Raw genomic sequence first — 12,290 nt, 5'->3', positions numbered from 1 at the left:
GGTCGCCGCGCGCGAGGCCTTGGAGCGCAGCTACGAGGGCTTCTCGCCCGCCGTTGCGGCGCTGATGGCGATCCGCGGGCACTTCCCCGGCGTGCTGGGGCCGCTCGCGGACTTCGTGCGCGCCTCCGCGGCGGACGCGGAGTCCGCATCTGCCGTCGAGTCGTTCCTCGGCACCCTGCTCCAGGCCGTGGTGGTGGAAGACCTCGCGGTCGCGCGGGCGGTGCGCGGCTGGTTCCGCGGCGAGTGGGAAGGCGGCGGCACGCTGCTGCTGCTGCCGCTGGATGCGCCGGGCGTGCGCGGTGCGGTGGATGCCGGCGGTGCGGCCGGCGTCGCCGGGGTGGGGCAGGGAGGCGCCTGGGTGGATGCGTTCCTCGCCGGCCTCGTCGTCGTCGCGGGAGAGGACTCGCTGGAGACGTACGCGGAGGGCGCGCGGGTGGACTCCATCGGTGACACGGTGGATTCGCGTGGGGTGATCCGCCTGGGCCAGCCGGTCTCGGGAGAGGGCATCCTCGCGCGCCGGGAGGCGCTGGCGCGGCTGCGGGCGGAGCGCGACGAGGCCGAGGCCGTGCGCGACCGCGCCGTGGCGGAGCGCGCCGCGCTGGCGGAGTCGCTGGCGGACGTGGAGGAGCGGGCCCGCGAGGCGGAGGAGATGCGCCGCACGGCGGACTCCGAGCTGCGGCGGCTGGAGGCGGAGACCGCCGCGCACGGGCACCGCAGCACGCGCCTGGAGCGCGAGCGCGAGGAGGTCGTCGCCGGCATCGCCACGACGCGGAAGGCGCTGGCGGAGACGGCGGAGCGGATGGGCGCGGTGGATGCGCGCCTAGCCGAGCTGCGCGCCGCCGCGAACTCCGCTGGCGCCGAGGCGCTGCGGGCGGGCGAGGGGCTGGCGGAGCTGGATGCGCGGTGGGAGGAGGCGCGCGACGAGGAATCGGAGCTGCGCGTCGCCGTCGCCCGGGCGGAGGGGGAGCTGAGGGAGACGGAGCGCGCGCTCGGCGCGGCGTCCGGCGGAGCGGAGGCTTCGCGGCGGCGCGCGGGGACGCTGGAGGCGGAGGCGGCGGAGCTTCGCGCGTCGCTGGAGGGGCTATCCGGCGTGCGCGAGCAGGCGGGCGGCGAGGTGGAAGCCCTCTTCCGCGACCGCGACCGCGAGGCGGCCGATCTGGCCAACCTCGACGCGCGCCTGGCGGAGGTCGAGGCGGAGGCGAACGCGGCCGAGGAGCGCGCCCGCGTGGCCCGCCGCCGTGAGGGAGAGCGTTCCGAGGAGCGGCATCGCCTACAACTGGAGCGCGCGGAGCTGGACTCGCGGCTCGTGCGCGCCCGCGAGCGGGTGGAGGTGGAGTGGGCGAAGCCGTGGGAGGTGCTCGAGGCCCAGGCGCGGCCGGTGGAAGAGGGCGACGCCGAGAGCTGGCGGCGCGAGGTGCGCGAGGTGGCCGGGCAAGTCGAGGCGCTGGGCCCCATCAACATGCTCGCCGTCGAAGAGCACGAGGAGGAGGAGCGCCGCCTGACGTTCCTCACCGAGCAGCGCGACGACCTGACGCGGGCCCGCGACGACCTGGCATCCGCCATCCGCCAGATCAACAAGACGGCGCGCGAGGTCTTCATGGAGACCTTCACGGTGGTGCGCGAGAACTTCAAGCGCACCTTCTTCTCGCTCTTCCAGGGCGGCGAGTGCGACGTGTGGCTGGCGGACCCGGACGACCCGCTGGAGAGCCCGGTGGAGATCCACGCCAGCCCGCGCGGCAAGCGCACGCAGCGCATCCACCTGCTCTCCGGTGGCGAGCGGACGCTGACCGCGCTGTCGCTCGTCTTCGCAATCTACCTGGTGAAGCCGTCGCCCTTCTGCCTCTTCGACGAGGTGGACGCGCCGCTCGACGAGGCCAACGTGGGGCGCTTCATCCAGCTCCTGAACGACTTCAAGGCCAACACGCAGTTCATCGTCATCACCCACAACACGCGGACGATGGAAGCCGCGGACCAGCTCTACGGCGTGACGATGGAGGAGCCCGGCGTCTCATCCATCGTGAGCGTGGAGCTAGAAGGGACGTGGAACTTCGGGGAGCGGGTGGCCTGAAGCGACGGGTCGCCACGGTTTCGGTAGATCACCAACCCTCTTCCACGGACACGCGGGGAGGGTTTTCGCGTCGGGGAAGGTGCCCCCTCCCGCTCGCTTAGGCTCGCACCCTCCCCCGCAAGCGGGAGAGGGTTGGGGTTCCGCTGTGCTTCGGTGAAGCCCGCGCGGGGGACACTTGGGCGCGGCACATACCGTAGAGACGCGATGCGCGCATAACTCCTTTCCCCGCAAGCTGTTCTCCCCTCTCCTGCTTGCGGGGGAGGGGCCGGGGGAGGGGGCACCTCTCGCACGCGACGCATCTCCCGAATCCCCCGCCGTTCATCTCCCGAGAACTCCTCAGCTCGCCCCGCCGGTCCGCATCTCACGTCGTCCATCTGCGGCTCGTCACGTCGCACGCGCCGCATCTACCACCTGCAACTACAATTCGTCACGCGGCCGATGCGGCGACGCCGGATGTGGCCGCGAAGGCTACATCCGGCGTCGTGAACGACTTCCGCTTACGCAGGCGCTCGCTCAGTGGCGGGCGGTCAGGGAGATGCGGAGCGTGCGCGTGGCGCCGGGCATGATGTTGTTGTTGCCCTGCGAGGTGGCGTAGTAGCGCGTGTCGAACACGTTCTCCACGTTCACCTGCGCTCCGAGCGACGCACCCAGGCGTAGGAAGACGGCGCCGTCCGCGCGGGTGAAGCCGGGGAGCGTTACGGTGTTGTCGATGGCGGCGAACATGTCCGACTGGCGGACGATGCCGATGCCGAAGCCGACCGGCTCCGCGACCTGGAACCGATTCCAGAACGACAGCGTCTGGTGCGGCACCAGCGGCACGCGCTGCCCCGCCTTCGCCGCCGCCGTCGTGCTCACGATGCGCGCCCGCTGGCTCGCGAAGCCGCCCGCCACCTGCCAGAACCGCGTGACGGTGCCCGTGGCCCCTACTTCCACGCCAGTGGTGCGCTGGCTGCCCGTCTGCACCGTCTTGGTGGCGTCGTTCGGGTCCGGCGCGGAGGTGTTGGTGCGGTCCAGCCGGTACGCGGCCGCGGTGAGCGACAGGTTAGGGCGTACGTCCCACTTGGCGCCGGCCTCGCGGTTGGTGAACTGCTCCGGCTCCAGCGTCTTCGTGGTCGCCGTCAGCGAGCCGAACTGGTCGCCCGAGCTGGGCAGGTACGACACGCTCCAGCTTCCGTATACCGCAAGCGGCGCAACGGGCTTGATCACCAGGCCCGCGCGCGGCGACACCAGCCCGTCGCGCCGCGACAGGTCCTCGCCCGTGCGCTTGTTGTGGAAGCCCAGGTCGAAGCGGTCGTAGCGAATCCCGCCGATGGCCTGCACGGCCGGCGAGAGTGCCACCTGGTCCTGCACGTACACGCCGGCCACGTTCGCCACCGTCCGGTTGTCCGCGTCGGTCGCGCTCTGCCGGAAGGTGATGGGCGTGGCCACGGTGGGCGCGTCGAACGGCACGGGGAAGCTGGTTGCCGTGTTGTTGTAGAAGCCCGTCTCGCGCTTCACGTCGCTCTCCTGGCGGCCCACCTCGGCGCCCACGAGCAGCGTGTGCCTCACTGGGCCCGTCGCGCCGCCCACGATCACGTCGGTCTGGTTGATGAGGTTGCGCCGGCCGATGGTCTGGTTGTAGGCCGAGAGCGCCACCTGCGTGCCCGCCGCGTTCACCGCGCCCGGGTAGCTGTTCTGGTAGAACTTGTTGTAGTCCGCCCAACGCGCGCGGTCACGGATGGTCACGGCGCCCGACACGTGCTCCACGCCCGCCGTGGCCGCGTTCACGCTCACGTGCGACGTGTTCACGTCCGGGTTGCCGAAGAACGTCGTGATGCCGGCCTGGGACGGGCGGCCCTGGAACGAGGGGATGCCGCGGTCCACGAACCGCTCGTCGTGGAAGCGCTCGTAGCCCGCGCGCACCGTCGTCGACGCGCCGAGCGCGACGGCGAGGGTGGGGTTCACGCCGTAGCGCTCCAGGTCCGCGCGGTCGCGGAAGCCGCCCGAATGCTCGTACATCCCGTTCACGCGCGCCGCAACGGCGGTGCCCAGGCCCTGGCCCGCATCGACCATGGTGCGCTTGTGGCCGAACGAGCCGCCCTCGAAGGTGAGGGTGCGCGTGGGGGCCCACTGCGCCTCCTTGCTCACGCGGTTCAGCACGCCGCCGCCGCCGCCGCGCCCGAAGATCATGGCGTTGGAGCCCTTCAGCGCCTCCACGCGCTCCACGTTGTACAGGTCGCGGTAGTACTGCGCGTCGTCGCGCACGCCGTCCACGAAGAAGTCCGCGGTCGACGAGTTGCCGCGGATGGTGGGCGCGTCGCGGTGGCCCTCGCCCTGGCCCATGGTGATGCCGGGCACGTAGCGCACGACGTCCGCCATGCCCTGCATCGCCTGGTCGGCGATCAGCTCGCGGGGCACGACGCTCACGGACTGGGGCGTGTCGCGCAGCGGCGTGTCGGTCTTGGTGGCCGTGGTGGTGCGCGTCGTCGCGTAGCCGCGGCTGCGGGCGCCCGCGGCGGTGATGGGCGTCAGCGCGTACACGGTGGTGCCCGCGTCCTCGCGCGTGACCAGCGCCGTCTGCCCGTCCGCGAAGCTGGCGCGCAGGCCGGTGCCCGCCAGCAGCACGCGCAGCGCCTCGGCCGCGGTGAAGGAGCCGGAGACGGGCTTCGAGCGGACTCCGGCGGCCCCTCGCACGTCCAGCCGCACGCGAAGGCGCGCCTGCCGCGACAGCTCGCCCAGCGCGTCGGCAACCGGTTGCGCGGGGATCTCGAAGCGGATGCGCGACGTGGTGTCCACCGCGGCGGCCGGAGCCGGCGTGGGGGTGGAGGTGCGAGTGGCGGCGCGAACGGGAGAGGCAGCGCAGAGAGCACAGCCGGCGGCGGCGAGCACGAGCAGACGCATGGACAACCGAGATCAGGAGAAGTGGATGAGAACGATTCTCATTCACATTGTAAGCTCCTGCTCCGGGACGCGCAAGCATCTTCTTCAGCGCAGCTGCCCGTCTTCACGTATCCGGCTATCGCAACGCATTACTGTGCAAGCGGATGCGGTTCGTCGGACGAATGTCGGATCGGCTGCGCTGGCGTAGATCGGAGATGAGATGCGGATGTGAGGGCCAGGACTTGGACACAAAAGAGAGGGGATTCTCAGATGCGAGATGAGAAGCGGGGCGCCCGCACGATGCGGATTGCGGCTCGGTGGATGAGCGGCGCGGTGGTGGTTCTTGGGTTGATGCAGGGGTCGCACAGAGCCGCGGCGCAGGCGGGAGATGCGGGGCGGGGAAGCGGCACCGCGGTGGCCGAGGGGTTCGACGTGCAGCGGATCGGGCGGGACGTGTACGCGGTGATCCGCCGCGAGCCGGAGTCGCTGGCGGTGCAGTCGAACAGCGTCTTCATCGTCCGTGAGCGCGACGTGGTCGTGGTGGATGCGCAGTTCACCCGCGCCGCGACGTCTGCCGTGATCGGCGCGCTGCGCCGCATCACCCCCAAGCCGGTGCGCTACGTGGTCAACACGCACTGGCACGACGACCACACCGCGGGCAACCAGGTGTACCGCGAGCGCTTTCCCGGCGTGGAGTTCATCGCGCACGAGAACACCCGCGCCGACCTGGCGACGCTGGGCCGCGACAACCGCACGGGCCAGGTGGAGGGCATCCCTGCGTTCCTCGCCCGCCTCCGCCGGCTGATGGCGCAGGGGCTGGGCGCGGACAGCACCGCAATCTCGCCCAGCGAGCGTGCGGCGCTCACCAGCGCGTCCCGCATCGGCGGGCGGTACGTGGCGGAGGCGCCCGGCTTCCGCGAGACGCTGCCCACGATCGCGTTTCGCGACCGCCTGGTGCTCACCGGCGGCGGACGGACGGTGGTGCTGCGCTGGTTCGGCCGCGGCAACACGCGCGGCGACGCCGTGGTCTGGCTGCCGGACGAGAAGATCGTCGCGACGGGCGACCTCGTCGTGGCGCCTGTGCCGTTCGCCTTCAACTCGTATCCGGCGGAGTGGATCGCCGCGCTGGATTCCGTCGCCGCGCTGGGCGCATCCACCATCGTCCCGGGGCACGGGCCGGTGATGCACGACGACTCGTACGTGGTCCGCGTTGCGCGCATGCTCACGGCCATCTGCAACGGCACGGCGTCCGCGAAAGCCCGCGGCGAAACCGCGGAGCAGGCCGCCCGCGAAGTCACGCTCGAAGCCGACCGCCGCGCCATCGCGGGCGACGACAAGTGGATGAACGTGCTCTTCCGCCAGTTCTTCCTCGCTCCCGCCGTCGCCCGCGCCTACGCCGAAGCGCCCGCGCCGCACTGAGACGGCGAGCGGCCGCCCGGTACCGCGTCGGCTGCTTCGCATCTCCCGAAACCCGACGTGGTTGCCGGACGCGGGTTTGGACTTGAATCGTCGTCGACGAAGAGGCGGGGACGGGAGATGCACGGCCGGCCATCGACAGCCCCGCATCTCCCGAACGCGGTTCATGCGCCGGACGGCGGAGGCGGCGGCGCGGAACCGTAGACGCGAGATGGCTCAGCGCGTAGATTCCGGGTCGCAACCTCACTCTCCGCCCGCAGTTCAGGGTTCCGACATGCTGGTCGTCATGAGACACGACGCGACGCCGCAGGAGATCGACGGCGTCGTCGCCACCATACGCGAGCTGGGCTACGAAGCCGCGCCCATCCCCGGCAAGCAGCGCACGGCCATCGGCCTGGTCGGCAACGACGGCAAGGTCAACTCCGACCGGATCGAGTCGCTGCCCGGCGTGATGCAGGTCATCCACGTCTCGCAGCCGTACAAGCAGGTCTCGCGCGAGTGGCGCGACGAGCCCACCATCGTGGAGCTGGCCAACGGCACCCGCATCGGGGGCAGCGACGTGGTGGTGATGGCCGGGCCGTGCTCGGTCGAGTCCGAGGCGCAGATCGTGGGCATCGCGCACCGGCTGCGCGCGGCCGGTGCCACCATCCTGCGCGGCGGCGCCTTCAAGCCGCGCACGTCGCCGTACTCGTTCCAGGGCATGGGCGAGGCGGGCCTGAAGCTGCTCGCCAAGGCCCGCGAGGAGACGGGGATGGCGATCGTCACCGAGGCGCTCGATTCCGAGAGCCTCGATCTGGTCGCCGAATATGCCGACGTGGTGCAGATCGGCGCGCGCAACATGCAGAACTTCTCGCTGCTGCGGCGCGCCGGGCGGGCGGGGAAGCCTGTGCTGCTCAAGCGCGGCATGGCCGCCACCGTCAAGGACCTGCTGCTCTCTGCCGAGTACATCCTGGCCGAGGGCAACGGGCAGGTGATCCTGTGCGAGCGCGGCGTGCGCGGCTTCGACACGCACACGCGCAACCTGCTGGACCTCACCGCCATCCCCGTGGTCCACTCGCTCTCGCACCTGCCCATCATCGCCGACCCCAGCCACGGCACGGGCCTCCGCGCCAAGGTGATCCCCATGGCGCGCGCCGCGGTCGCCGCCGGGGCGGACGGGCTGATGATCGAGGTGCACCCGGACCCGGAGCGCGCGATGAGCGACGGCGCGCAGTCGCTCTTCCCCAACCAGTTCGACGAGCTGATGGACCAGATCGCGGCCATCGCCGGTGCCATCGGCCGCGAGCTGGCGCCCACGCTCGCCCCGCAGCTGGTGTAGCCCGCCGCCGCCGCGCATGTCCAACAAGCCCCTCGGCGACCGCGGCGAAGAGATCGCCGCGCGGCACCTGTCCGCCGCGGGGTGGGCGGTGCTGGCGCGCAACTTCCGGCTGGGCCACAAGGAGATCGACCTCGTCGCGCGCCGCGGCGAGGTCGTCGCGTTCGTGGAGGTGAAGACGCGCGCCGGCCTGGGCTTCGGCCACCCGCTGGAGGCCATCACCGCGAAGAAGCGCCGCGAGATCCAGCAGGTGGCGGGCGCCTGGATCGAGCGCAACGGCGCGCCCGGCGACACCTACCGCTTCGATGCCGTCTCCGTGCTCGTCCGCGGCGGCGGCGAGCCCGTGATCGACCACGTGGAAGACGCCTGGCGGATGTGAAACCGGGCGCCTCAGCCCGTATCTACCGCAGCTTTCCTCCGCGACGCATCCGCCTCCTTCTCACCGACCTTTCGCCTGGAGCCCCGCCCATGATGCATCCCGGTGACCTGATCGCGATGGCCCTCGTGCTCGGCTCGGGCGTCGCCGTCTTCCGTCCCCTCGCAAAGGCGGTGGCGGCGCGCATCTCGTCCGGCAACCCGCGCGGCGGCGACACCGAGCTGGTGCGCTCGCTCGAGGCGCGCCTGAGCCACACGACGGACCGCCTGGGCGCCACGGAAGCCGACCTCGCGCGCATGGCGGAGAAGGTGGAGTTCCTGGAGAAGGTGCTCGCCAAGCCCCCCGCTCCCGCCCAGCTCACCGGCGCCGGCCTCCCCGACTGAGCGGGAGATGCGCGGCCTTCGCGTGTCTGCTGATACTATCGATTGATACTTCGCTGCTCTGAACGTTCCGGACGGCCACCTGGGCCGGTTCGGGCTTTCGCCTGTCCGCCATCCGCCGCTTCCGGTGGATGGCGGTTCGCGTCTATTGCCCCCGCCGCCGTCCGCGGGCGAGATTGGCGGCGGGACGGGAGATGCGATGCACGCCGGCGCATCTCCCCAGTTCCTCCGGTACGATGCCGGCGCGGCTGACACGCTTCTTGCCGCCGCCGGGGCCGCGCCGCCGCCCCTCCAGACCGATACCGATGCCGCCGAAGACGCAGCCCGACCCCGAGTACCGCGACCTGCCCGCCTGGGCGACCGAGTACGACGCGTCCGGCTACGACCCGTTCAGCTGGACCGCCGACGTGCTGGGCTTCGCACTCGACGCCGAGACGGCGTCGCTGCACGCGCTGCTGGTTGTGCGCGGGCGCGAGCCCTTCCGCGGGCTGGACGCGTGGCCGGGCGGCTTCGTGGATGCGCGCACGGACCTGGACTCGCGCGCGGCGGCGCGGCGCGAGCTGCGGGAAGAGACGGGGCAGGACGATGCGGGATTCGTGGAGGAGCTGGGCACGTACGGCCGCCTGGGCCGCGACCCGCGCCAGTTCGCAGGCCGGTGGGACACGGAAGCCGGGCGATGGGTGGAGCGCGGCGCGCGGGTGGTCACCACTGCCCATCTCGCGCTGATGCGCAAAGAAGGCCGCGACCTGGCGCCCGACGACGGCGAGGATTCCGCCAGCGCCGCGTGGGCCGGCGTGTACGACTACCTGCCGTGGGAAGATCTGCGCGGTATCCGCGGGCGCACCGCCGCCGCATCGGCACGCGCGGCGCTTATGCGGTGGGCCGCGGCGGGCGGCGTCGAGGCCGCGGAGCGGACGGAGCGCGTGGAGCGCGCGTTCGGCTCCGACTCCGGCAAGTGGAACGAGGAGTTGGTCGCCGAACGCCACCGCCTGCTCTTCGACGCCGGCCTGCTGGAGGAAGCCCACCGCGACAAATGGGGGCGCGTGAAGCTTCCGTCAGTCGATGCGCCGCTCAGCCGTGCGTGGGCCGGCTCCGCTTCGGACGAGCCCGCATCTACCGAAGCGTCCTCGGACGGATGGAACGAATCCGCATCGCCCGGCTCGTCATCTCCCGAGGCGGCATCTGCCGGGTCCGCATCTCCCGAACCTGGGGCGTCGGGACAGGAGATGTTGGGACGGGCGATGGCGTTCGACCACCGGGAGATGATGGCGGACGCGCTGGGCCGCCTGCGCGGCAAGCTGAAGTACGTGCCGCGCGTGATGCAGGCGCTGGTGGGCGACCGCTTCACGCTCGACGAGTTGCAGGGCGCGTTCGAGGCCGTGGCTGGGCGCCCGCTGCACCGGCCCAACTTCCGCCGCGTGGTGTCGTCCGTACGCTCGGCCATCGTGGAGCCGACGGGGAGCGTGCGCGAGTCGAGCGGGCCGGGGGTCGATCCGCAGATCTTCGCGTTCCGCCCGCGCGTGATCGCCGCACGGCTCGAAGTTTCCATGCGCCTGCCCTGGACGTCCTTGACGGGGCGCGGGTGAAAGAGTATTCTCGTTGTGAGAACGAGGCGGTGCGGCTTCGCCCGCCATCTTTTGTTCTCAGTAGGAGAACAACCCTGTCCGTATTCATCTCCGCCACGGCGGAATCGCCTCCGGTGCACGCATGAGCACAGTCCTGGAGATGGCCAGCCTGGAGACCACTGGCCCGGCGCGCGCCGACACGCTGCACGATCAGCTCGCCCGCTTCCCGGCCGAGCTGTTCCAGTTCGACCCGCGCATCCGCACCGGCTGGCTCTCCGACCGCTACTTCGTGCGGACGGCCAACACGCTGCGCCACACGGACCTGGACCCCGTCGTCACCATGCAGGTCTTCGCCAAGCAGACGGGCACGGTGGCCGGCGTGTACGAGGTGATCCGCCTGCTCCAGACGCAGGTGGCCGAGGGATACGACCATCGCGACCTGGAGGTGCACACGCTGATGGACGGCGACGCCATCAACACCGAAGGCGCGGAGCAGTGGGAGACGGTGATGTTCATCTCCGGCCGCTACCGCGCCTTCGCGCACCTGGAGACGCCGGTGCTGGGCGTGCTGGCGGACCGGACGCTCGTCGCGTCCAACACCAGCACGGCGATCACTGCGGCGAACGGCAAGCCCGTCATCTTCATGGCCGCGCGGCACGGCGACTGGCGGCGGCAGGTGGCCGACGGGTACGCGGCGCTCGTGGGCGGCGCCAGCAGCGTGAGCAGCGACGCGGGCGGCGCGTGGTGGGGCGCGCGCGGCGTGGGGACCATGCCGCACGGAATGATCGCGGCGTTCGGCGGCGACACGGTGGCCGCCACGCTCGCCTTCGCCCGCTACGTGCGCGCAGAGGAGCCGGGCGTGGCCGTCGTCTCTCTAGTGGACTACGACAACGACGTGGTGGCGACCTCGCTCGCCGTCGCCCGCGCCATGCAGGCGGAGTTCGGGCCCGGCGCGCTCTCGGCCGTGCGCGTGGACACCAGCGAGCGGCTGATCGACAGCTCGCTCATCAGCGATCCGGAGCTGTTCGGGCGCGCGAAGCTGACGGGCGTGAACCCGCACCTGGTGCGCAAGCTGCGCGCGGAGCTGCACCGCGAGGGCTTCGGCGACGTGGGCATCGTGGTGAGCGGCGGCTTCCATCCCGCGAAGATCCGCCAGTTCGAGGCACTGGGGCTGCCGGTCACGGCGTACGGCATCGGCAGCAGTTTGCTGGGGCACAACGGCGGCACCAACGGCCTGCTCAGCGACTTCGACTTCACCGCCGACATCGTGGAGGTAGATGGGCGGCCGGAGAGCAAGGTCGGCCGCCGCAAGCACCTCAACCCGCGCCACGTCCGCCTCGACTGGACCCGCCTCGCGAGCGTGGACGCGGAGGCGCGGGTGATCGGCACGCCGCGGGCGATCTGAGGCGCCCCCTCCCGCTCGCTTAGGCTCGCACCCTCCCCCGCAAGCGGGAGAGGGTTTGGGGTTCGGGGCGCGTCCGCGGCTCAGCCTCGTCGGAGGTTCCGGGGTTAGTCCCCGCAGGGGGACTTTGCGCGATCGTTGCTGCGGTTTCAACCGCCCGTCGTTGGGCTGGAGGCACCTTGAAGCTGATAAAAGTCGCGGCGGCGGTGGTGAACCAGACGCCGCTGGCGTGGGAGCAGAACAAGCGCAACATCCTGGAGGCGCTGGAGGCGGCGCGGCGGCAGAAGGTATCCATCTGCTGCTTTCCCGAGCTGTGCATCTCCGGCTACGGGTGCGAGGACGCGTTCCACGGCCCCGGCGTGCCGGAGATGTCGTGGCGGGTGCTGCAAGAGATTCTGCCCGCGACCGAGGGGATGGTCGTCTCCGTCGGCATGCCGGTGCCGTACCGGAACGCGCTGTTCAACACCGCGTGCATGATCGCGGATGGCAAGATCCTGGGCTTCGTGGCCAAGCGCTTCCTGGCCGGCGACGGCATCCACTACGAGCCGCGCTGGTTCAAGCCGTGGCCGGCGGGCGAGGTCGACGTGCTCGAGCGGACCGACGAGGAGGGCGCGATCCGGCGCTATCCGATCGGGGACCTCGTGTTCGAGGTCGGCGACGTGCGTATCGGGTTCGAGATCTGCGAGGACGCGTGGGTCGCGAACCGGCCGGGCATGGACCTCGCGCTCCGCGGCGTCGACATCATCTGCAATCCGTCGGCGAGCCACTTCGCGTTCGCCAAGTTCGCGGTCCGCCAGCGGTTCGTGATCGAGGGCTCGCGCGCGTTCGGCGTCGCCTACCTGTACTCGAACCTCATGGGCAACGAGGCCGGCCGCATCATCTACGACGGCGGCGGCCTGATCGCCTCCA

General features: G+C 71.4%; 9 protein-coding genes. 8 read left to right on the top strand and 1 reads right to left on the bottom strand.

Going from position 1 to position 12,290, the window contains the following annotated elements; genetic code table 11:
- Nucleotides 1-2,068: AAA family ATPase (locus VFE05_09445; GenBank protein ID HET6230281.1), on the top strand; the 2,068-nt coding region annotated here is incomplete at its 5' end.
- Between the two features lie 513 nt (nt 2,069-2,581).
- On the opposite strand, the gene VFE05_09440 is transcribed toward VFE05_09445, so the two are convergent.
- Complete coding sequence (locus VFE05_09440; protein ID HET6230280.1) at nt 2,582-4,948, bottom strand: TonB-dependent siderophore receptor; 2,367 nt, start codon at nt 4,946-4,948, stop codon at nt 2,582-2,584.
- Nucleotides 4,949-5,248: 300 nt separating this feature from the next.
- On the opposite strand from VFE05_09440, the gene VFE05_09435 reads away from it, so the two are divergent.
- The 7 genes from VFE05_09435 to VFE05_09405 form a co-directional block, all read left to right on the top strand.
- Nucleotides 5,249-6,346 (top strand): MBL fold metallo-hydrolase, encoded by a 1,098-nt coding sequence (locus VFE05_09435; GenBank protein ID HET6230279.1) that lies wholly within the window; start codon nt 5,249-5,251, stop codon nt 6,344-6,346.
- 283 nt (nt 6,347-6,629) lie between these two features.
- A complete protein-coding gene (gene aroF, locus VFE05_09430; protein ID HET6230278.1) occupies nt 6,630-7,661 on the top strand; it encodes a 3-deoxy-7-phosphoheptulonate synthase in 1,032 nt (343 codons plus the stop codon).
- Nucleotides 7,662-7,677: 16 nt separating this feature from the next.
- Nucleotides 7,678-8,037, top strand: coding sequence for a YraN family protein (locus tag VFE05_09425; GenBank protein ID HET6230277.1), 360 nt, complete (start codon nt 7,678-7,680; stop codon nt 8,035-8,037).
- A gap of 89 nt (nt 8,038-8,126) precedes the next feature.
- Nucleotides 8,127-8,417, top strand: coding sequence for a hypothetical protein (locus VFE05_09420; protein HET6230276.1), 291 nt, complete (start codon nt 8,127-8,129; stop codon nt 8,415-8,417).
- Between the two features lie 302 nt (nt 8,418-8,719).
- Entirely contained in the window at nt 8,720-10,000 is a 1,281-nt protein-coding gene (locus VFE05_09415) for an NUDIX domain-containing protein (GenBank protein ID HET6230275.1), read from the top strand.
- A 121-nt stretch (nt 10,001-10,121) separates the two neighbouring features.
- Complete coding sequence (locus VFE05_09410) at nt 10,122-11,384, top strand: hypothetical protein (protein HET6230274.1); 1,263 nt, start codon at nt 10,122-10,124, stop codon at nt 11,382-11,384.
- A gap of 176 nt (nt 11,385-11,560) precedes the next feature.
- A partial coding sequence (locus tag VFE05_09405) for a nitrilase-related carbon-nitrogen hydrolase (protein ID HET6230273.1) occupies nt 11,561-12,290 on the top strand: 730 nt, incomplete at its 3' end.

The organism is Longimicrobiaceae bacterium, from assembly GCA_035696245.1.
In the GTDB taxonomy this organism is placed as follows: domain Bacteria; phylum Gemmatimonadota; class Gemmatimonadetes; order Longimicrobiales; family Longimicrobiaceae; genus DASRQW01.
Note: the sequence above shows the minus strand (reverse complement) of the source record. Positions and strands in the feature narration are given on the sequence as shown.

Bases quoted from the DNA above. Each gene is read 5' to 3' on its own strand.
- VFE05_09440 (HET6230280.1), bottom strand. From the start codon at position 4,948: ATGCGTCTGCTCGTGCTCGCCGCCGCCGGCTGTGCTCTCTGCGCTGCC.
- VFE05_09435 (HET6230279.1), top strand. From the start codon at position 5,249: ATGAGCGGCGCGGTGGTGGTTCTTGGGTTGATGCAGGGGTCGCACAGA.
- aroF (HET6230278.1), top strand. From the start codon at position 6,630: ATGAGACACGACGCGACGCCGCAGGAGATCGACGGCGTCGTCGCCACC.
- VFE05_09425 (HET6230277.1), top strand. From the start codon at position 7,678: ATGTCCAACAAGCCCCTCGGCGACCGCGGCGAAGAGATCGCCGCGCGG.
- VFE05_09420 (HET6230276.1), top strand. From the start codon at position 8,127: ATGATGCATCCCGGTGACCTGATCGCGATGGCCCTCGTGCTCGGCTCG.
- VFE05_09415 (HET6230275.1), top strand. From the start codon at position 8,720: ATGCCGCCGAAGACGCAGCCCGACCCCGAGTACCGCGACCTGCCCGCC.
- VFE05_09410 (HET6230274.1), top strand. From the start codon at position 10,122: ATGAGCACAGTCCTGGAGATGGCCAGCCTGGAGACCACTGGCCCGGCG.